Source organism: Pontimicrobium sp. MEBiC06410 (assembly GCF_053601615.1).
On the sequence record NZ_JBSHNT010000164.1, the window covers coordinates 196,310 to 219,892 of the forward strand.

Consider the following 23,583-nt stretch of genomic DNA (forward strand, 5'->3'; position numbering starts at 1 on the left):
TCTTTTTTTAAGAAAAATATGAAAAAATATATAGCTGAATTTATTGGTACTTTTGCTTTGGTTTTTTGTGGAACTGGAGCAATAATTGTAAATGAGCAATCTAATGGAAGTCTAGGCCTACTAGGAATCGCTTTAGCGTTTGGAATAACAATTAGTGTAATGATATCTATTTTTGGAAACATTTCTGGAACACATATAAACCCATCTGTAACTGTAGCTTTAGTAATTGGTAAGTTAATACCAAAAAAAGAGGCTATATTCTATAGTTCTGCTCAAATTATTGGAGCAATTTTAGCAAGTGGTTTATTAACATTTATGTTTCCAGAAAACGTAACGTTAGGTGCTACAATTCCTTCAGGTACATTGCTACAGTCATTTATTCTAGAATTTGTTTTAACGCTCTTTTTAATGCTTACAATATTAAGAATAAGCTCTAAAAAAGAACTTTCCAATATAGCGGGACTCATCATTGGCTTATTTGTTACTGGAATTATTCTATTTGCTGGCCCAATTTCTGGAGGTTCATTTAATCCTGCAAGAAGTTTAGCTCCTGCGCTTATATCTGGAAATTTCTCTGCACTATGGCTTTATATTACTGCTCCTACATTAGGGGCAATAATTGCAACACTTATCTGGAAAGTATTTGAGAAAAAAGGATAAAAAGCAAACAGATGGCAACGGGTATTTTATGCTAAAAAGATATTTTCTATATCTTTCTGCAAAAAACAACGCATAGCGGAATTATATGTTGTAAAAAATGGAAAAAATTGTAACTAAGATTGTCTCTCTTGAAATAAACTCTAAACCTGGCGAAGTTGAATACGAAATGTTAGATAACAGTATATTTTACAAGCCTGTTTTAACTACAACTATAATCAGACTAAAAAATGAAACACTATATTAAAATATTATTAGTTCTTTTCTCTATAATCGCTAAAGGACAAACTAAAAAAGAAATAAAGCAAACTCTAAATAACATAGAGTCTCGAGAAGAGTTTAAAAAGTATAAATCTAGAAATTCTGATTGGAATATTGAACTTATTGAACTAAACACATTAGACACTATAATTCCAAGAAAACTTTTGGGGTTAAAAAAAGGGAAAATAAAAGCAATAAAAATCAACAATGAAACATATTATTATAAGTTAATTAGCTCTTCTAAAGAAACCGAGTTTCGTGTAAATTATATTTACTTAAATGCAAATGAATTAGTAAAAAAAGAAATTGACTCAATTAGACAAGTTATAATCAAAAAATATAAATCTGGAGTTCCATTTGTCGATTTATTTAAAGATTATAATATGGATGAGCACTCAAAAAAAGGGGATTTAGGATGGCTAAAAAAAGGGATGATGGTTCCTGACTTTGAGAAAGCTGTCATTGAACATAAAAAATCTGATATTTTTATTGTAGATGTAGATAATTCAGACAGCCATTGGCATGATTGGTATTATGTAGTTTTAAAAACATATGACGATAGAATTAGCAAAACGCATACTTATATTAGAATAAAAAGCAGTAGTTAGCAATGTAATAACTATTCTTATGTTAAGAATTAACAACTGCTCCAGATAATACTGCTGTTATTAATTTATATGTAAATAAGTAATAAAATCATGAATTACTATTTTAACAATACACTGGAACTAATGCTGGGATTAAAACACAGCAGATTTAATTAATAAAAGATTTTAAAGCATATTCCCTCTATAAAACTCTAATACTTTAACTCGTAGTAAATACTCGTATTTAGCATTTATTAAATTGGTTTGTGCTGCATCTAAGTTATTCTTACTTGTTATGTAAGCTAAAAAATTAGAGGCTCCATTATTAAAACGGACATCGTTAACACGAAACGATTCGGTAAACGCCTCTACTTGTTTTTTTAAACTATTATACCTGTTGTAAGCTGCTTGCATATCGAAATGTACTTGCGCTATCGCATTTTTTATATCCTGCTCGGTTCTGTCTAATGTTATTATAGCTTCTTCTACTTTTATTTTTTCTAACGCAACGTTATTTTTTGCTCTAAAACCATTAAATAATGGAATGTTAATGGCAACACCAACAACTGTATTTAAATTGTTATCAAATTGATCTCTATACCCTATTTTACGCCCTTCAAACTGTGTTCTATTAGTTTGCACAGCAATGTCTTGATTATTAATCGTTACAAAATCTCCAGTATCTTCTACACTTGTTCCTGTAGCTGTAAACGTTTGTGCTGCACTAGAGTAATTGGTATTTAACTGCCCAAAAAAGGTGATTTCTGGCGTAAATTGCGATTTAGCTACATTAATTCCTTTTTTGGCTGCTTCTACGCGTAATGCTTTTGCTTTAAAGGTTGCTAAATTTAATAGTGCTTCATTAAAAACTTCTTCTGATGAGAAACCATAATGTTTTATATCTAAAAGTAAATCTGTTGTATTTATTGTTATTCCATTAGTAATATTTAACAGTCTAGCTAAATTAATTTTAGCATTGTTTAATACACTTTTAGAAACCAAAATTGATGTTTCATCCCTAGTTAATTGTCCTTTTATGTCTGCAAAATCTGCAGGATTACCTACTTCTTGATTGTAGAGCACTTCTTGCCTCTTATATTGCTTTATTGTTGTTTCTAATCTTTTCTTAGACAACTCTAAAAGATCCCTGCTATTTAAAACTTGTAAATATGCAAGTGTAACATTTAAAACTAAATTTTGTTTTGCTTCTTCTATTTCTAGGTCTGCTGCTTGTTTATTTAATCGTTGTTGTTTAATTGTATTAAGTAACCTAAATCCATTAAATATTGTTGCATCTAAACTAAGTCTAGCATTAGAGAATGTTAATTCTTGATTAATGAAATCGTTTGTAAAAGGGTCTATACTTCTCCCTGTGTTTACCCCTATATTATAATTCCCATTTAAGGTTGGTAATATATTAGTTTTAGATTGTTTAAAATTTATATTCGCTGTGTTTGCTCTTAATGTTGTCGATTTTAGATCTAAATTATTTTTAAGCGCAATGTTTATACACTCTGTTAAAGTGTATTCATTTTTAGGTTTAGTCTGTGCGAATCCTATGCCTTGCATAAGCAACACAGTAAATATTATTATTTTCTGTAACATGATTTTTATATTATTCTAAAACGATTTTACCATCTAAAAGATTAATAATTCGCGATCCGTAAGCTGCATTGCTTTCAGAGTGTGTTGCTTGTATAATAGTTACGCCTTCTTTATTTAACTCTGCAAAAAGCTCCATAATTTCTATGCCTTGTTTAGAGTTTAAATTACCTGTTGGTTCATCTGCAAGAATTAACTTAGGCTTTGTTATTAATGCTCTTGCTATACCTACTAATTGCTGTTGTCCTCCACTTAGTTGAGAGGGAAATAAATCTTTTTTTCCTACAATATTAAAACGGTCTAAACTATCTGCTACTAATGCTTTTCGTTCTGAAGATTTTATATTTTTATACAATAATGGTGTTTCTATGTTTTCATAAACAGTTAACTCATCTATTAAATGGTAAGCTTGAAATACAAAACCTATATATTCTTTATATAATTTAGATTGTTGTTTTTCTTTCATTGTATGTACTGGTACATCTAAAAAAGTATAATGCCCATCTGTAAAACTATCTAGCATACCTATACCATTTAATAAAGTAGATTTACCAGAGCCTGAAGGCCCCATTAGAGAAATAAATTCTCCTTCTTCAACATTAAGATTTATAGCGTCTAATAAAGTTATTTTTTTACTGCCAGATTTTACTGTTTTTGAAACATTATTGAGTTCTAAAAGCATAGTGGTTTTATTTTATATAATAGTTTATGGTATACGTTAATCTTCTTGAGAGATTTGAACATCTCCAATTGCTATGCCTTTTTTTATAGAGGCTCCTCCTTTATATTCTAAAGAAGCGTCTCCATAGGCAGTTATTTTTATTTGATTGGAAGCATTTATTTTAAATTCTGCTTCTCCATAGGCTCTTAATTTTGTGTCTTTATTGTCAATGCCTAATAAATTAATGATGCCTTCTCCGTAGGCTGTAATTTTTTGATTTGTAGTTTTTCCTTTTTTTACCGTAAGTTCGCTTTCTCCATAGATAGTAGCATATAAGTTGTTTAATTCTATATTTTTTAAAGTTACTTGAGATTCTCCATATATTTTAAGATTAAACTCCTCTTGGTTTAATGTGCTTTCGCAAGTTATTAACTGCTCTCCCCTAGTAGATAATTCTTCTAATGTTTTGTATGTAACTAATATAGTTAACACCTTGCCTTTATAAATAGGTACTTTTCTCTTAGTGTCATCTACTACTATCGTTTTGCTCTTAGTAACTTCTTTTGCATCATCTAAATACACGCGTAACGTTTTTCCTTTTACTTCTATGTTTACAATATTATTAGATAATTTATTTTCTTTTATTGTAACCGTTTCTTCATCTCCTTCTACTAAAATGGCTTCAATATGCGGGCTTATTACTACTTTATTAAATGGTTTTACCGCTTGTTTTATTTGTGCTATTCCTGTCGTTACTATACCCAGGCATAAGATTGCTATATAGTGTTTTAACTTTCTCATTTTGTTCTATATTTTTATATGAAAGAGAATTAGTTAAACTAAGCCTCTATTGTTTTATATGTTTTTATTCTGTTTTTAAACTATTTACTGGATTAGTAATTGCTGCTTTAATGGCTTGAAAACTTACGGTTATTAATGCTATAATAATTGCTATTATTCCTGCTACAATAAATATCCACCAATTAATTTCTATGCGATAAGCATAATCTTCTAGCCAATTACTCATTAATAACCATGCTATAGGTGCTGCTATTATTATAGAAATAAGCACTAGTTTTATAAAATCCTTAGATAAAAGTTTTACTATAGTAGGAACACTAGCTCCTAATACTTTACGTACTCCTATTTCTTTTCTGCGTTGTTCTGCTGTATAAGCTGCTAAACCAAAGAGTCCCAAGCATGATATTAGAATAGCTAATACAGCAAATATTTGAGAAAGCTTACCTACCAATTGTTCGCTTTTAAATTTATTATTAAAAGCCTCATCTACAAAAGTATACTCAAAAGGAAAAGCTGGATTGTTTTTTTTCATTATAGCTTCAATTTTAGATAGCATTGTACTTGTCTCAATTCCTGCAATAGTTTTTATGTATAAATAGCGTGCATTTTCTGGTGCATTAAAAAACATAACAGGATCACTTTTAGTATACATATTACCGTATAAAAAATCTTTTACAACTCCTGTTACTTGATATGTATCATCACCTCTTCTAATGGTTTTACCAATAGCACTACCTTCTCCCATTAATTTTGCTAAAGATTCTGTAATAATAGTACGCGTACTATCTGCTGCCGTATTAGCACTAAAGTCTCGTCCCTCTATAAGTTTTATATTAGTTGTTTTTAAAAACTTTGGGCTTACATATCTAAACGATATTAATATATCTTCTGTATTGGTCCCGCCTTGCCACTTTAATCCAGAGCCATTATTTCCTCCAGATAGTAATTTAGAATTGTTAAATGCTGCGCTTTCGGCTACACCTGAGTTTATTAAATCTTGCTCTATTACTGCAAAATTTTCTATCATATCACCATTAACATCTAGTCTTATTAATTGTTCTTTATTGTAGCCTAAATCTCTATTTTTTACATGTTGAATTTGCTGGTAGACTAATATAGTACTTATAATAAATACTATAGAAATAGTAAATTGCCCTACAACTAAACCTTTACGTATAAATATGGCACTACCTGCTGTTGCTTTTATTCCTTTTAAAACCTCAACTGGTTTAAATGAAGACAAATAAAATGCGGGATATAATCCTGCAAATAAACCACAGACTAGTGTAATTATTAATAATACTGAAACATGTAATGGGTTTGATAGGCCTAACACAAGGTTTTTATCTATTAATAAGTTAAACTGTGGTAATAAAATAAATAATAAGAGTACACTAACTACAGTAGCTATACTAGACATTAAAAGTGCTTCTGCTATAAACTGAAACATTAAACGGGAACGCCCAGATCCCATAGCTTTACGTACGCCAACTTCGTTAGCCCGTTTTTCACTTCTTGCGGTTGCTAAATTCATAAAGTTAATACAGGCTATTAATAGTATAATTAGCGCAATTACAATAAATAAACGTACATAGGTAATACGTCCACCAATAACTTTACCATCTTCAAATTTAGATTTTAGATGCCAGTTTTTTATAGTGTGTAACCATGCATAGGTTTCATTATCACCTGTTTTAGCTTGGTATATTTTACGCACTTGTGCATCTACAGTTTCAAAATTAGCTTCTGGAGATAATTCAACAAAAGTATCTGCAAAATTACTACCGTATTCCTGTGTCCATTCTCTATTGGCGCCAAAACGATTAAAAGGGGCAATCCATTTAAAAGGAAAACTTACATTATCTGGGATGTTTTCAATAACTCCTGTTATTACATAATTATCTGTATTGTTTACTTTTAATGTTTTTCCTAAAACTGTTTTGTCTTTTCCATAGAGTTGCTCGGCTATTTCTTTTGTAATTATAATAGCTTCAGGTTTTTTTAATGCTTCTTTTGCATTACCTTCAATAAATTTAAGACCAAATATTTCTATAATATCTGTATCTGCATACAGTCCTCTTCTGCTAATAGTATTATCACCTACTGCAAACGTAAAACTTTCATTAAATGTTTTAGCTGCTCTTACTACTCCTGGTATTTCATCTTTTAACACTTTTGCTAGTGGGCCTGGAGTAGAATAAAAGGTTCTCCACTCCCCTTCGTATTGTTGGTTTGTTGGCACATAATAAACTTCATCTTGTTTTTCAAAAACAGTATTAAAACTCATTTCATCTTCTACCCAAAGAAATATTAAGCTAGCACAAGTAATCCCTATAGCCAACCCAAAAATATTGAGAAAGCTATAGCCCTTGTTTTTAAGTAAGCTACGGAATGCAATTTTTATATAATTCTTAATCATAATTGTTTCGTTTTATCGGGAAATAACTTATTCAAAATTCTATGAGATAAAAGCTATTCTAGTTCTGTCTATGTTTATACTGTTTATATAGTTAAGATGATGCCAAACACATAAAACATTCACTAACAATGTGTTATATTTTTAATAAAAATTAAACGTGTTCGATTTTAGTACACTTTTTGTCCACAAACGAACACTTCAAAGGTTTTCACTAATTATTCTACTCTGTTTTTAATGATTCTACAGGGTTAGCTATTGCTGCTTTTAACGCTTGAGAGCTTACAGCAATAATCGCAATAATTAATGCTGCTGCTGCTGTTAAAGCAAATACAGTCCAGTTTATAGATATTCTATAGGCAAAGTCCTGCAACCAATTATCCATAAGCCAATATGCTAAAGGAAACCCTATAAGTAATGCTAAAACGACTAAGGTTATAAATTGCTTAGATAGTAATTTAGTAATGCCTATTAAACTTGCTCCCAATACTTTTCTTATTCCTATTTCTTTTTTACGCTGTTCTGCTGTAAAAGCAGCTAAGGCAAACAAACCTAAACAGGCTACAAATATGGCTAGTATAGAAAATACTAAGCCTACTCTTGCTATTTTTTGCTCTTGTGCATACATACGTTCTAAGTTTTTATCTAAAAAAGTATATCCAAAGGCTGTATTGGGTGCAGCATTTTTAAAAGTGTTTTCAAAAGTTGTTATTGCTTCTGAAATTGCTTCTGCTTTAAAACGAACAAGCAGATACGATTTATACTCTGTTGCCATGTTATGAAAGGCATAACCTCCTATTGGTGTATGTAATGATGAAAAATTAAAATCATCAACTACTCCGCGAACATAAGAGTTATCACCTAATTGAATGCTTATTTTTTTACCTATAGCTTCTTCTGGCGTATAGCCTAAATATTCTACTGCCGATTTATTAAGTATAACATCTACCAGAGTGTCTCCTTTTTGTTTTATTTTGGGTAGTAAATTTCCAGACAATAATTTTAATTCTAACACATTTACAATATCTGAATCGGCTAAATTGGTTTGAATATTCATCCCTTTTTCATCTGTGTCATTTTTATACAGTCCTCTTCCACTTACTCCCATTCCAGGATAACCTTGAGCAAATGCAGCAGAAGATAGATTAGGTAATGCTTTAAAAGCATTTATTAAATGTGTATCGTTTGTATTTTTACTAAGTGCTGCTGTAGAAATTGCAATAACATTCTCTGGGTTGTAGCCTAAATTTTTATTTTGCATGTATTTTAATTGCTGATGAATAACAACAACACCAATTATTAAAATTACAGATGTTGTAAATTGTGTTACTACCAATCCTTTTCTAATAAATACGGATGCTCCGCCTTTATTTCTAGAAGATTTAACAGCTTCTTTTGGGGAAAATCGTGATAAATAAAACGCAGGATACGACCCCGATATTAATGTTGTTACACCCCATATTATAACAAGCGCTATTAGTATGTGCGGAGAAAAAATATCATTTATAGTTAATACATTGCCCATAAAATTATTGGATATAGGAATTAAAATAATTGCAATAATTAATCCTATGATTATTGCAACTAAAGTTATTAAGCCCGTTTCTATATAAAACCGTAGTATTAAATTTTTTACTGTTGCTCCCATTGTTTTATTTATCCCTACATCTTTACTTCTTTTTTCTGAACGGGCAGTAATTAAGTTCATATAATTAATACAGGCTATTATTAAAATTAAAAAAGCCAATGTACCTAGATTCCTTACTTCATTAATGCTTCCGTTTCTACTTGTGTACGAATCCTTATACTGTGAAGAATATAAATGAATACGCTCTAAGGGTTGTAGTGAAAATGAGTACCACTGATCTTTTTCAGCTACATGTTTATTTAGTAACTGTTTTACTTTATTTGATACTAATTTAGAAGGGGTGTTTTTATTTAATAACACAAAAGTTTCAAAACTAGCATTGCTCCATGTAGGGTTTTTAAAAAAATTAAGTGTGTTAAACGCTCCTATAATATTACATGATATAGAACTATTCTTAGGGAAATCCTTATATACTCCAGTTACAGTTAATGACGTTCTATTGTCTACTATAATTTGTTTGCCTATGGGGTTTTCTTCTCCAAAATATTTTTTTGATATACTTTGAGATAATATTACTGTTTTAGGGTCTTTTAATGCTTCTTTTGGGTTTCCTTTTAAAAACTCCATATCAAAAATTGTTGTAATCTCAGGATCTGTCCAATACAACTCTTTCTCCTCATAATCATTATTAGCCGCCTTAATATATGCTGTGCTTCCAAAATCATGTTTTAACATACGTACAGCTGCTTCTACTTCTGGAATATCTTTTGTCATCGCTGGAGCCAGTGCAGATGGTACATTAGCCCAAATCTCCTTTCCTCCTTCGTCTTCTGTATGCAATAATACCCTATGTATTTGCTCCTTCTTTGAATACATATTATCATAACTTTTTTCATAACTTATAAAAAGAAATAATAGTATTGTTATTGCTAAGCCTACAGATAATCCCAAAATATTTACAACGGAAAAGAGGCGATCTTTTTTTATATTTCTCCAAGCAATTTTTATATAATTCTTAATCATAATTCTTTGTTTTTGATAATGTTTTTTATTCTGTTCTTAAAGAATTTACAGGGTTTGCTGTGGCTGCTTTAATAGCCTGAACACTAACTGTTAGTAGTGTTATTAGTAAAGTAACTGCTCCTGCAATCACAAATATCCACCAACTAATTGAAATTCTATAGGTAAAGTCTTGTAACCAGTTTTCCATTAAAAAATAAGCCATTGGAGTCGCTATAACTAATGCTATAACTATTAGTAAAAAGAAATCTTTAGTAAGCATTTTCATAACTGTACTTATACTAGCACCTAGCACTTTACGAATACCTATTTCTTTCTTTTTTTGCTCTGCCATAAAAGATATTAATCCAAACAATCCTAGGCAGCTTATTATAATTGCTAATGTTGTAAAAACAGCAGAAATATTAGCTAAGCGTTTTTCTTCAGCAATTAATTTTTCTGTTTCTTTATCTACAAAACTGTATACAAATGGTGTTGTTTTATTAACGTCTTTCCAAGTTATTTCCATTTGATTAAGTATGCTTTCAAAATCGGTTGTTTCTGTTTTTACTAAAAGCCATTCTAAACTATTATCTAAATACATCATTAGGGGCTCTACTTCTTCTTTTAATGATGCAAAATGAAAGTTTTCTGTAACTCCAACTATTTCATAAGTATCTATATTATCTTCATATGCAGATAATACTCTAGAGCCTATGGCTTCATCTAATTTTATTCCTAAATCATCTATTGTAGCTTTATTTACAACGATCTGGTTTTCATCTGTATTTCGTAATTCTCTACCTGCTAAAAGTTTAGTTCCTACTGTTTTTAAATAATTAGCGTGTATACCATTATGTTTTACTAAAATTTGATTTTTAGAATCTCCACCAGGCAAATGCACGCCTAAATCGCCTCTAACAAATTGTGACGGATATAAGTTACAGCCAGATACTGATACAACTCCAGAAATTTGGCTCATGTTAGTTTTTAAATTTTGATATTGACTATAGGCTTCTTCTGTACCTAAACGTACTGCTATTAAATTATCTTTATTATACCCCATATCTTTATTTTGCGCATATCTTACTTGCTGTGTAATAATAGATACTATGGCTATTAAACCTATGGAAATTACAAATTGAAAAACAACTAATCCTTTTCGTAATAATGTACCAGAAACATTAGAAGACATTGTGCCTTTTAATACTCGCACTGGTTTTATTGAAGATAATATTAGTGCAGGGTAAATACCAGCAATTAAACCTGTAAGTACACCTATTACTAATAAAATAATGAATACTTGCCAATGAAAAATAGCCTCATAACCAATATCTCCCTGCGTTAACTTATTTACTAATGGCAATAATAATGCTGTTATAGGAATACTAATTAAGGTTGCTAATAAGGAAAGTAAAACTGACTCTCCTAAAAACTGTCCAATTAACGATTTTTTATCGGCTCCTATCGTTTTTCTAACGCCTATCTCTTTAGCTCTTTTATTGGCTCTTGCCGTACTTAAGTTAATAAAGTTAACACAGGCAACTAATTGTATAAATAAAGCTAATGTGATTAATAAATATAAATACCCTATATCTGATACAGCTCCTATTTGTCTAGAAATTCCTTTAGAGTGTAAATGGATATCACTTACTTTTTGAAGCTCTAATCGTTTCTTAAATGATACTTGTGCAAAATCTTTAGCTCCACGAGCATTTAAAAATTCGGGTAGTTTACCTTGTACCTTGGTTGCGCTTTCTACAGCATTAAGCTTCACGTAGCTATAAATAAAGTTTTGTGTTGCGAAGTTTTGATTTGTTCTAACAAACTCACCTAAACCTGGCGTATTCATCGTTACAAAATAGTTAGGGTTTAGATGTGATTTTTCTTTGTTATTATCATTAAATACACCAGTAACAGTTAATAATAATTGTTGTTCTCCACTACCTGAAATTATTGTTTTATTAAGTGCTGGTACACTTCCAAAAAGTTTATGGGCTAGTGTTGAAGATAATACAACGGTGTTAGGGTTTACTAAAGCTGTTTTTGGGTTGCCTTCTGTAAAATTAAACTTAAAAATATTAAATATAGTCGCATCTGCTAGATAACCGCGTGGTTCATAAAAACCTGTGGTACTATTGTTAACCCGTATTAAATCTTCTGTACCTTCTCCCATATATACTAATCGTCCTGCTTCTATTACTTCAGGAAAATCTTCTTTCATAGCCATAGCTATTGGTGGTCCAGATGATGCCGCATTAAATTGTGGCGTACTTGGGTCATCTATTATGGTTCTAACTCTATAAATAGCCTCGCTATTTTCATGATGCGTATCGAAACCTAATTGAGCAAATACATATACTAGAATACTTAAACAACATACAGTACCAATTGTAAGGCCTAATAAGTTAATTCCTGTTTGTAATTTATTCTTTTGAAGGCTTCTCCATGCTATTTTAAAATAATTCCTAATCATAATTGCTCGTTTTTTGATTGATAGATTGATTGATGATGTTATTCTGCTTTTAAGCTTTTAGTAGGGTTTGCATTTGCTGCTTGCAGTGTTTTTATACTCATAACTAATAATGCGAAGCAAATCATGGCAATACCACTTAATAAAAAGACCCAGATGCTAATATTTGTTTTATAAGCAAAATCTTGTAACCAATTATTAATACCATACCAAGCTATTGGAGCTGCAATAACAAAGGCTATTGCCACTAATACTATAAATTCTTTACATAATAGTGTGTTTATTTGTAGTAAGGTTGCTCCTAATACTTTTCGTACTCCTATTTCTTTTACTCTACGTTCTGTAGTATAAATTACCAAGCCTAATAACCCCAAACAACTAATTAAAATAGATAAGCCTGTAGCCCAGTTTAATAGTTTAGATATTTTAAGTTCTCTTGTATAAAACCGTTGTATAGATTCATCGAAAAAATTTACTCTAAATGCCTCTCCAGGATATACGGTTTTAAAGGCTTCCTCTATTTTAGCCATAGTTTCTTTTAAACTATTGGTTGTTTTATTATGTAAAGCAATATGTATATTGTTAAACGATGTGTATCTCGATCTATCCCAATCGCCGCGTAGTGCCATTGGTTTAATATTGGATTTTAATGATCGTTGGTTAAAATCTGACATTACTCCAACAATTTCAACAGTCTCATCTCCATATAAAATGGTTTCTCCTATAGCGTCTTGAGGGCTTTTTAAGCCTAAAACCTTTCTATAGGTTTCATTAATAACCAATTCTTTAATTGTATCACTTCTTTGTACACGACCAGCTAATAGATTCAACCCAAAGACCTCTACATAGTTTGTATCGCCATATATAAATTGCAATTCTGTATTAATTTCTTTTCCATTATTTATATATGTAACATTAGAAGAGCTTGTAGACATAGATGCTGGTGGCGCTGCACCTAAACTTATTTTTTTAATTTCTGGTATAGTTTTTAACAGTTCGGCATACACCTTCTTTTTAGAGACACCTCTATCATTTACAGGGCTTCTAGTAGAGACTATAGCTTCGGTTTTAAACCCCATATCCTTGTTTAATAAAAAGTTAATTTGTTTGCCAACTAACAGTGTGCCTATTATGAATACTTGAGCTATAGAAAATTGAAATACTGTAAGGAATTTACGCAACTTAACTTTACCTTCTCCCATTACTAAGTTATTCTTTAGTACAGATACTGTTTTAAGACGCGATAAAATAAATGCAGGATATAATCCAGACATAAAAGTAACTAGTAACAAAAGAAGTAGTATACTTATAATAATTATTGGAGATTTAAATAGTTCGAAACTTAAATCTTCTGGCACAAAATCTGAAAACACAGAAATTAACCATTTTGATAACACTAGAGATATTAATGCAGAGAAAAGCACCAAAAGAAATGTTTCTCCTATAAATTGCCCTATAAGTTGTTTTCTAGAGCTTCCTAATGTTTTACGTATTCCTATTTCTTTTGCGCGTTGGGTAGCTTGCGCTGTGTTTAAATTTATAAAATTAATACAACCTAGTAATAATAAAAATAAGGCTACTAATGCTAAATTAGTTAAAAGTGCTTTACTAGATTGCCCTTTATTCCAATCGTAAATACCATAATTTTCATTAAAATGAATATCGTTAAGAGGTTGTAAATTAAAAATCCTTTCGTCTCCAAACTTTTTTGAATCTTCATCTCTATGCTCTTCTGCTAAATCATTAAATTTATTTAATACTGTTGCCTTATTTCCGCCTTGACTTAACTTTACAAATAATTGAGAGTTAGAATTGGTATTATTCCAGTTTTTATCTATAAAATCATCCTTAAGTCTCGTTTGTAAAATAGTGGGTGATGAAATAAACTCTTGAAAAACAAAGTCGGTTCTTTCTTTAAAATTTTCAACAATTCCTGTTACAGTTACAGTAATAGAGTCGTTGTATACTAGTGTTTTTCCTATAATTTCCGAGAGCTGCACTTTAGGAAAATAACGAGCTGCCCGCTCTTGTGTTAAGACTACATTATTAGGATTAGATAATACCTTTTGTTTGTTACCTGCTAGAAAATTATAATCAAATAATTTAAAATAATTACCATCTGTGTAGATTACAAAGTTTGGTAATTTAAATGTTAAGTTTAAATCCTTGTTTTCAACTTTCATAGGTCTTTCTATATAAAAGTCGCTAACTATGTCGAAATTTGAATTATCCTTTATTGCATCTTTTAGAGCAAGAGATACTCCCGAATTATAAAAGCCTCCTTCATTAGTTTTAAAATCTGTTACTACTCTATAAATACGGTCACTGTCTTTATGAAACGTATCGAATGTGGAATCGTAATAAATGATTAATCCTATTACAAATGATGCACTAAGCCCAATAGTAAGTCCAATAATATTTATTATTGAAAACACTTTATGCTTTGCAAGATTCCTCCAAGCGATTTTAAAATAGTTTCGTAACATTATTGTTCGTTTTTTGATTGATTTTACTCTGTTCGTAATGAATTTACTGGGTTGGCTCTCAATGTGCGTATTGCTTGTAAACTAATGGTGATTATTGTAATGGCAAGCGCTCCAGAACCAGCAATTAAAAACACATTCCACGATATGTTTATTCTATATATAAATTTTTGAAGCCATTGATACATTATATAATATGCAATTGGAGAGGCTACCATAAGAGATATAATAACCAGTACAATAAAATCTTTAGACAACAAGGTCCATAAATGAGATACAGATGCGCCTAAAATTTTTCGTATTCCTATTTCTTTAGTACGCTGTTCTGCTACAAAAGAGGCTAAGCCAAACAGTCCTAAACAACTAATAAATATGGCAAGAATAGTAAATATCTTAGCTAAATTTGCAATGCGTTCTTCAGACATGAATTTATCGGCATATTCTTGATCTATAAATTGGTATTCAAAAGGTAAATTAGGAAAGTTTGCTTTAAATATTTTCTCTATTGATGCTAGACTACTGCTAACACTTTGTTTAGGGTTTAAACGCAGGTTGTAGTAACTGGTCTTTCCATACTTATCGAAAACATACATTGCTTGTTTTACATCGTCATAAGGCGATTGCACTATAATATCTTTAATTACGCCTATAATTTTAAGTGGTGCTTCTGGATTTTCAGGAGAATCGTCTCTTAAATACATTCCTATTGGATTTTTTAACCCCATATACTTTACGGCTGTTTCGTTAAGTATTACGGCATTAGAATCTGTTGCAAATTCTCGAGAAAAACCACGTCCTGCTACTAACTCTGCATTTAGTGTATTTATAAATTCGTAAGAGACTGTAGTATAAGCTAAATCTTCTTGAAAACCTTCTGGTTTACCGTCCCACATATAACCACTTCTATTAGACCAAACTGCTGTAGCTGGACTACTTGATGTAGCCATTTCTATTACTGCTCCAGAAGCTATAAACTGATGTCTCATTACATCTGCTTTACCTATAAAATCGGAGCTCATTGTTGGTAATTGTATTAACCCTTCTTTATCGTATCCTATAGGACGATTTTTACTATACTCTATTTGGCTCATTACTATTAAAGTGCCAATAATTAAGGTTATAGATACTGTAAATTGAGTAACGACTAATATTTTTCTAGGTAATGCTGCAAAACGCCCTGCTTTAAATGTCCCTTTTAATACAGACACTGGTTTAAACGATGATAAGTATAATGCGGGGTAGCTTCCAGATAAAACGGTTGTAAAGAGAATAAATAATATAGATATAATCCAGAATTGTATATTTAACCATGGAAAAACTATAGCTTTATGGGCTAGCGTATTAAATCCATTTAAAAATATAAGCACTATAGAGATTGCCACAATAAAAGCAAAAACGATAACCAAAAAAGATTCGCTTAAAAATTGAAAAATTAACTGCCCTCTTTTAGAGCCTATAGACTTCCTTATTCCTACTTCTGTTGCTCTTTTTTCTGAACGGGCTGTAGTTAAATTTACAAAATTGATACATGCAAGTAATAATACGAATACACCTATTATACCAAATAACCATACATTTTCTATTCGTCCGCCTGTTTGAATACTACCTTCAAACTTAGAACGCAAATACCAATCTTCCATTGGTAATAAAAACAATTGAGGGTTATACAATTTAATATCCTCTGAAGCATTATCTTTCTTAACATTCTTAATTTTTGAAGAAACTGCATCCATTGTTGTGTTATCATTAATTTTAACAAACATCTGGAACGAATTATTGCCCCAATCATCTTTCGAATTTTGTGCCCACTCTCTACTTGTTACATAGTGTTCCCATGGCATGATACAATCTAAATTATGAAAGGTGTTATTTACTGGTATATCTTTATATATAGCAGTTACAACCATATTGTAACTGCTGTTTAATTTAATTGTTTTTCCTAGGGGTTTTTCTCCGCCAAATAAAGCCTTAGCTGTAGATTGAGAAAGCATTATGCCATGTTTTTCTTTTATGCCATTTTTGTCTCCTTCAATAATTTCTAAATCTAATAAATCTGAAATTCCCGCTTGCATATAGCTACCATCTCTGGTTATTGTTTTATCTCCATACTGTAGGTATCTGGAGTTTGTCCAGGATGCCATAACTATATTTGTAAAATTATCTTTATAGTTCTCTCTAATTTTAAACTCTAAAGGTCTTGGCACTGCTGGGTCTGTATTTACTTTACCATTAAAGCCTTGGCTTTGGTATACTTGAGCTATTTTAGATTTATTCTTATAATAATTATTATAATTTAGTTCATCGCTTACCCATAACCCAATCATTATAGTTACTGCCATACCTATAGCTAAACCAAAAATGTTTATAAAAGAATACACCTTGTTTTTAAGAAGGTTTCTAAAGGCAATTTTTATATAGTTTTTAAGCATGATTTAAGCTTTTACTGTTCGTTTTTGATTGATTGATTGATTGATTGATGATTACATTAAGATATTTTCAGTAACTTTTTGTCCATCTAGCATGCGTATAATACGATGACTATATTTTGCATCATGCTCACTGTGTGTTACCATAATAATAGTAGTTCCTGCTTCATTTAACTCTATTAGTAAATCCATTACTTCGTTACCGTTAGTACTGTCTAGGTTTCCTGTTGGTTCATCTGCTAGTATTAGTTTTGGATTGTTTACTACAGCCCTAGCTACAGCTACACGTTGTTGTTGTCCTCCAGATAGTTGTTGTGGGAAATGATTACGTCTATGCATAATTTGCATTTTCTCTAAAACGGCTTCTACTCTTTGTTTTCGTTCTGCTGGTTTTACTCCTGTGTATATTAATGGTAGTTCTACATTTTCAAAAACTGTTAATTCATCAATTAAGTTAAAACTCTGAAATACAAAACCTACATTATGTTTACGTAACTCTGAACGTTGACGTTCATTATACCCAGCGACTTCTTCTCCATTAAACTTAAAACTCCCTCCATCTGGATCATCTAATAAACCTAAAATGTTTAGTAATGTAGATTTACCGCATCCCGAAGGTCCCATTATTGCTACAAACTCTCCTTCTTTTACATTAAAAGATAGTTTATTTAAAGCTATGGTTTGTACTTCTTCAGTTTTATAAAATTTTTCTAAATCAGTTATCTGTATCATCGGATTATATTTTTTTAATTGATTGTTCTATTTTAAAATTAATTCTTGAGTATCCCCGTAGCTATCATAACTAGAAGTTATTACTTTATCTCCTATATTTAATCCTTCTACAACTTCATAATATTCTGTATTCTGGCTTCCTAATCGTATGTTTACTTTATAGGCTGTATTACCATCTTCGCTAACTTTAAAAATCCAGTTTCCTCCAGTTTTTTGAAAAAACCCGCCTTTTTTTATTAAAAAAGCCTCTTTTTCTGCGCTTAATGCTACTTTTATTTGCAAGTTTTGTCCTCTACGTATGCCTTCTGGTACATTATTTTCGAACTGCATATCTACTTGAAAACGTCCATTATTAACTTGTGTAAATACTTTTTTAATTATTAACGTATAGGTTTTATTATTAATCGTTGCAACCCCTTTTTGCCCATTATATATTCTAGAAATATAATGTTCGTCTATATCTACTCTTACTTTATAACCACTTAATACATCTATTTGTCCTAAGCGTTCTCCTTTATTTTTAGATTGCCCAATTTCTGCATCTAAAGCTGTTAACTGTCCATCTATTGGAGCGCGAACCACTAAGTCTCCAACTTTTCTGCGCATTAACTCTAATGCACTTTGTGTTCTAGCATAAGAACTTTTGGCTTGGCTTACTTCTTGCTTTGTAGATGTAGAATCTTGTCTTAAAACTTCTTTAGCTAGCTGCATGCGTTGTTTTTGATAGTTATAACTATTTTTTGAAGACTCATAGTCTTGGCGACCTATAGCGTCTTTTTCGTATAATATTTTATTCATATCGTAGACACGCTTAGCTTCTATAAGGCTATTCTCTACATCTGTAAATTGATTCAGCTTATTTATAGTGTTTTGTCTTGCTGCATTTTGAGAAATTTGCATTTGCGTTAATAGGTTATATACAGAGGTTTCTTGATTAACAAGACTTAACTCTAAATCTGTATTAGACAACCTTAAAATTGGCTCTCCTTTTTTCATCATTGCTCCGTCTTCAACAAATTTCTCCTCTACTCTTCCGCCTTCAAGTGCATCTAAGTATATAGTAGTTATTGGTAATACAATACCGTTTACTGGAATATTTTCCTGAAAAACGTCTTTAGTTACTGTGTTTATAGCTATACGTTCTTTGTCTACATTTAACTTAGAGCCTCCAGAGGTCTTAGAGATTACAAAAGCTATGAGAGCTACTATTACTAGTCCTCCTACAAACATTGCTATTTTTGATTTTGAAAACTTCTTCTTTTCAATTGGAACATCCATATATATCTTCTTTAAGGTCGGTTTATTTTTTATATATAATATATAGTTAATATAATGCCAAAAACATATTTAACTAACTATCAATTACTTACAATTTTGTTTAAAAATAAAAGTGTTCGGTTTTGATACACTTTCTGTACGGAAACGATCACTTTTTTATTTAACTTAAATAGTTTCTTTTAATCATTTAAATCAATGTGCGTTTTATAGGCAATCTGTAGGTTTATTTTTTCAATGAAACAAATGCTATAATCTACCGATTTAAAATAGTTTAATATTTTTTAATCTATACTTTTAATGAATTGATTACAAATGCTAACCATTTATATTTTGGTATCGTTTTATCTATGAAAAAATCAGGTTGAATTCCTTTTTCATCTATTGCCATATCAGGAATTCTAAAACTTCTAGACATGCAATATTCCAACTCAAAATCACCACAAGGCGATTTTGTTGCTATTATATTAGAGATATCTAAAGCTCCTTTTGTAGTTGTGCCGTATAACTTTACTTTTTTGCTTTGCTTTGCCGCCAATAAAAACTGCTCTGCTGTACTAACATTATTATCATTTATAATAATTCCAATATTCTTTGGGTATTCGTAAATTGTATCGTATTCGGTTGTTATAATTTCTTTTTCATGAAGGTTTACGTATGTTCCTAATTGGTTAGAGAGCTTATCATAAGCTTCTTTAGCCCATTGTTTTGAAGCTTCTGTAGGGTTAGCTTCTGGACTTATTAAAAAATCATATAGTATTTGATTATTCAATTTTGTTGAGTAAAAGCCTACACCTACTTCTCTTATAGTATTAGTGTATAAAATGGGTAATAAAGCACTATAACTAGAATCGTTTCCTCCTCCATTGTTTCTAATATCTATAACTAGGTTTGGCGTATTTATAATAATATCTTTATTTACAGCTATAACGCTATCTATAACTTGTTTATGAGAACGTTGAAATGATGGGATTCTTAAATAAGTGGTATTAGCATCTATCTTTTTAAAATACGGCTGTTTTGCATCAAGTATTTTAAAATACCTGTTTATATTATTATCCTCATTTGCTATAGGTGTTACTCTTTTAAACCTAGCAAAGTCATTACCTATTATTAAGTAGTTATTTCCAATTAATTCTGTATTATAAAACTCATTTTTAGAATGATTTTTCATATAATAATCTGTAACGTTATCTTTATTAATTTTTAATTTAATCTGCCCTTTAGTCCAATAAACACCATCGGCTTCTATAATAAACCCTACATAATTATCTTTTATTTTTTTTATCCCAATAGTGTAACTCCCGTATCTCCATATACCTTCATAGTCTACTTTGGTTTTTGTTTTTAAGTACTTCTTAAATGTATTTATATTTATATCCAGTTTTTCTGTCTCTTTATAGTTCTCTATAATTTCTTTCTCTGTTAATTGTATAGCTACATTATTGTTATCACTTATTCTGTTTAAGCCAAGGTGTCCAGAACGAAAAAATGTTAACCAGTTATACATTGTTTTTAAGCATTCATCTGGAGAGGAAATCCTTTTTACTTTTTCTATATATTTATCATTGTGTATTGCATAAGCTATTTCTCCTTTAGTTTCAAGTGCATAGGAAAAGCCCGCGTCATTTTTTTCAAAAGTTTGTTTTAGCCAATTAAAATTTTCTTCGCATGAACAATCTTGAGAAAAAACAGAAATTGTCATTAAAAGCATAGTAATAGTAAATAGTTTCATGATATGTATTTTTATTATACCAAAATTATAGTTAACATAATGCCAAAAACATAAGCCACTAATATTAAACACATTATCTATTTTATTAATTAAAAAAGTGTTCGATTTCAATACACTTTATGTTCAAAAATGAACACTTATTTATACTCAAAAACTTTCTTTTTTTTATCCTTTATAAGCTCAGTATAATATTGTAATATTGTAGTATTATGGTATTAAAAGAAGCTTCAATATTAGTTATAGATGATGATCTAGATGTCTTAACCGCCTTGCGTTTATTACTTAAACCATTGGTTAAAGAAGTTGTTATAGAAAAGAACCCTAGTAACATTGGATCGCAAATTGAAAAAAAGGCCTTCGATATTATTATTCTAGATATGAATTTTAATGGCCTTGTAAATACAGGAAATGAAGGAATTTTTTGGCTTAATAAAATAAAACAACAAAAACCAGAGACCTTTGTTATATTAATTACCGCTTATGCAGATATAGATTTGGCTATTCGTGCTTTAAAAGAAGGGGCTTCAGATTTTTTAGTTAAGCCATGGAAAAATGAAAAGATTATTACAACCATAAAGGCTTTACTAAAGGATAAAACATCTAAAACTAAAAGTACATTTTTAAGCCCAAATAGTAGCCCTATTCTAGGCGAAAGCGATGCTATTAAGGATGTGTTTATTAAAATAAAAAAAGTTGCCCCTACTGATGCTAATGTACTAATTCTAGGAGAAAACGGGACTGGTAAAGATTTAATAGCTAAAGCATTACATGATAACTCTAATAGAAAAGACAAGCCTTTTGTAAAAGTAGATGTTGGTGCTTTAACTGCCAACTTATTTGAAAGTGAATTATTTGGCTATAAAAAAGGTGCTTTTACTGATGCAAAAGAGGATAGAAAAGGACGTTTTGAAGCCGCAAATGGTGGAACTTTATTTTTAGATGAAATAGGTAATATTAGTTTAGGTCAGCAAGTACGGCTACTAACTGTATTACAAAACAGAATGGTTACGCCTTTAGGCTCTAACGCGTCTATACCTATAGATATTAGGCTAATTTGTGCAACTAATATTGCCCCAGAAATACTTGCCGACGAATCTAAATTTAGAAAGGATTTAATTTATAGAATTAATACTCTAGATATAATAGTACCTCCACTTAGAGACCGAGGAACAGATGTTACTTTGTTATCTAAGCACTTTATTAATATTTATGCAGATAAATACAATAAAAGCCCTTTTAAACTAGAATCTGGATTTATTTCTAAATTAAAAAAACACGACTTCCCTGGCAACGTACGGGAGCTACAATATGTTTTAGAGCGAGCTGTTATTATGACGGATGGTAATGTATTAAAAGCAGACGATTTAGTATTCTCTTCTATAGAGCGGTCTGTTTCTAAGCCAGTAAATAAAACAATGAATTTAGATGATTTAGAAAAAAATGCAATTCTTACCGTATTAGAAAAAAATAGAGGTAACGTTTCTAAATCTGCAAAAGAACTCGGTATTACTAGAGCTGCGTTATATAGAAGACTAGAAAAATATGAATTATAGAGGATACATTTTTAGGCTCTTTTTAAGAATTATTGTTCTAGTAGGTTTACTATTAACTTTATCCTATTATATCTATAAAGAAAACGCCACTATAATAGCATTATTAAGCTGTGGTATTTTATATTTTTGTTATACTACGTATGCATTTATTAAACGTCGTTTTGTAGTTATGGACGATTTTTTTGAAGCTGTTAAATACCGTGATTTTTCAAGATGGTTTCCAGAGGATAGAGGGCCAAAAGACATTCGTTTTTTATACAAAGGTTTTAATGAGGTTAATAAAACTATAAAAGAAATAAACTCTAAAAATGAAGCCCAATATGTCTACTTACAAAAAATATTAGAAATGGTAGACATTGGCATTATTGCTTACAATCTAGAAACGGGCGATGTATTATGGTCTAACGATTCTTTTAAGGAAACGCTTAGTATGCCTTCGTTTAAAAACATTCGTTTTATAGAAAGTAGAAAACCAGAGTTGTATGATGCTGTATTTGAAACCTACCATAGAGAACCCAATTCTATTGCTATAGCTGTACAAAATGAAAAAATTAAAGTTTTAATTTCGGATACTATTTTTCAGGTTAAAGATGATGCTTTTAAGTTAATTGTGCTTCAAAATATAGATGATACTTTAAACAAAAACGAATCGGAAGCATGGAAGAAACTTTTAAGTGTTATGACTCATGAAATTATGAACTCTATTGCTCCTATTTCGTCCTTAGCCGACACATTGCAATCTCATGTAGAACTAGCTTTAAATAATCCAGATAAACATACTATTGAGTTAGAAGATTTAAACTCTGGAATTAGAACAATTAAAAACAGAAGTGAAGGCTTATTAAAATTTGCAAAAACCTACCGTAGTTTAAGTAAAGTAACGCATTTAAACCTTGAAAAGAAAAAGGTTTCTGAATTGTTTGAAACCATTCAATTATTAATGCAACCGTCTCTAGATGTTAAAAATATAGCTATAGATTTTCAATTAAAAACACCAAAACTAGAACTAGATATAGATAGTTACTTAATAGAGCAGGTATTAATAAACCTTATCCTTAATGCTGTAGATGCTTGCAAGCATAAGGATAGCCCCGAAATAAAAGTAATTGCAGAGCAGACACCTAATAGAACTATTGTTATTAAGGTTTACGATAATGGCTCTGGAATACCACAGGATATAATGGAAAGTATTTTTATTCCATTTTTTACCAGCAAATCTACAGGAAGTGGTATAGGTTTAAGCCTTTGTAAGCAAATAATGCTATTACACAAGGGGAAAATTTTAGTAAATAGTAAAGAAGGTCAAGGGACCGTTATTAGCTTAGTATTTTAGT

At 30.5% G+C, this 23,583-nt stretch carries 15 protein-coding genes; 4 read left to right on the forward strand and 11 right to left on the reverse strand.

What is annotated here, in order from left to right; genetic code table 11:
* The first annotated feature begins 18 nt into the window (after window positions 1-18).
* A complete protein-coding gene (locus ACVC08_RS18660) occupies window positions 19-660 on the forward strand; it encodes an MIP/aquaporin family protein (protein WP_452603196.1) in 642 nt (213 codons plus the stop codon).
* A gap of 227 nt (window positions 661-887) precedes the next feature.
* Window positions 888-1,526, forward strand: coding sequence for a peptidylprolyl isomerase (locus ACVC08_RS18665; protein WP_452603197.1), 639 nt, complete (start codon window positions 888-890; stop codon window positions 1,524-1,526).
* A gap of 165 nt (window positions 1,527-1,691) precedes the next feature.
* On the opposite strand, the gene ACVC08_RS18670 is transcribed toward ACVC08_RS18665, so the two are convergent.
* The 11 genes from ACVC08_RS18670 to ACVC08_RS18720 form a co-directional block, all read right to left on the reverse strand.
* Window positions 1,692-3,110: a TolC family protein gene (locus ACVC08_RS18670; protein WP_452603198.1), complete on the reverse strand. Its 1,419-nt coding sequence runs from the start codon at window positions 3,108-3,110 to the stop codon at window positions 1,692-1,694.
* 10 nt (window positions 3,111-3,120) lie between these two features.
* Window positions 3,121-3,789 carry an ABC transporter ATP-binding protein gene (locus ACVC08_RS18675; protein WP_452598559.1) on the reverse strand — a complete coding sequence of 223 codons (669 nt, stop codon included), beginning with the start codon at window positions 3,787-3,789 and terminating at the stop codon, window positions 3,121-3,123.
* A gap of 36 nt (window positions 3,790-3,825) precedes the next feature.
* Entirely contained in the window at window positions 3,826-4,569 is a 744-nt protein-coding gene (locus ACVC08_RS18680) for a head GIN domain-containing protein (RefSeq protein ID WP_452603199.1), read from the reverse strand.
* Between the two features lie 64 nt (window positions 4,570-4,633).
* Window positions 4,634-6,988 (reverse strand): ABC transporter permease, encoded by a 2,355-nt coding sequence (locus ACVC08_RS18685; protein ID WP_452603200.1) that lies wholly within the window; start codon window positions 6,986-6,988, stop codon window positions 4,634-4,636.
* 220 nt (window positions 6,989-7,208) lie between these two features.
* On the reverse strand, window positions 7,209-9,596 hold the full coding sequence (locus tag ACVC08_RS18690; RefSeq protein WP_452603201.1) for an ABC transporter permease: 2,388 nt from the start codon (window positions 9,594-9,596) through the stop codon (window positions 7,209-7,211).
* Between the two features lie 25 nt (window positions 9,597-9,621).
* Window positions 9,622-12,048 carry an FtsX-like permease family protein gene (locus tag ACVC08_RS18695; protein WP_452603202.1) on the reverse strand — a complete coding sequence of 809 codons (2,427 nt, stop codon included), beginning with the start codon at window positions 12,046-12,048 and terminating at the stop codon, window positions 9,622-9,624.
* A 38-nt stretch (window positions 12,049-12,086) separates the two neighbouring features.
* Window positions 12,087-14,531: an ABC transporter permease gene (locus ACVC08_RS18700; RefSeq protein ID WP_452603203.1), complete on the reverse strand. Its 2,445-nt coding sequence runs from the start codon at window positions 14,529-14,531 to the stop codon at window positions 12,087-12,089.
* A gap of 23 nt (window positions 14,532-14,554) precedes the next feature.
* Complete coding sequence (locus tag ACVC08_RS18705) at window positions 14,555-16,957, reverse strand: ABC transporter permease (protein WP_452598553.1); 2,403 nt, start codon at window positions 16,955-16,957, stop codon at window positions 14,555-14,557.
* A 51-nt stretch (window positions 16,958-17,008) separates the two neighbouring features.
* Window positions 17,009-17,686, reverse strand: coding sequence for an ABC transporter ATP-binding protein (locus ACVC08_RS18710; RefSeq protein ID WP_452598552.1), 678 nt, complete (start codon window positions 17,684-17,686; stop codon window positions 17,009-17,011).
* A gap of 27 nt (window positions 17,687-17,713) precedes the next feature.
* Window positions 17,714-18,964 carry an efflux RND transporter periplasmic adaptor subunit gene (locus ACVC08_RS18715; protein WP_452598551.1) on the reverse strand — a complete coding sequence of 417 codons (1,251 nt, stop codon included), beginning with the start codon at window positions 18,962-18,964 and terminating at the stop codon, window positions 17,714-17,716.
* A 286-nt stretch (window positions 18,965-19,250) separates the two neighbouring features.
* Complete coding sequence (locus ACVC08_RS18720; RefSeq protein WP_452603204.1) at window positions 19,251-20,696, reverse strand: S41 family peptidase; 1,446 nt, start codon at window positions 20,694-20,696, stop codon at window positions 19,251-19,253.
* A gap of 209 nt (window positions 20,697-20,905) precedes the next feature.
* Here ACVC08_RS18720 and ACVC08_RS18725 point away from each other — a divergent pair, with 209 nt between their 5' ends.
* Both ACVC08_RS18725 and ACVC08_RS18730 read left to right on the forward strand, forming a co-directional pair.
* Window positions 20,906-22,249: a sigma-54-dependent transcriptional regulator gene (locus ACVC08_RS18725; RefSeq protein WP_452603205.1), complete on the forward strand. Its 1,344-nt coding sequence runs from the start codon at window positions 20,906-20,908 to the stop codon at window positions 22,247-22,249.
* Complete coding sequence (locus ACVC08_RS18730; protein WP_452598548.1) at window positions 22,239-23,582, forward strand: sensor histidine kinase; 1,344 nt, start codon at window positions 22,239-22,241, stop codon at window positions 23,580-23,582. The genes ACVC08_RS18725 and ACVC08_RS18730 overlap by 11 nt, the downstream gene beginning before the upstream one ends.
* Window position 23,583 lies beyond the last annotated feature (1 nt).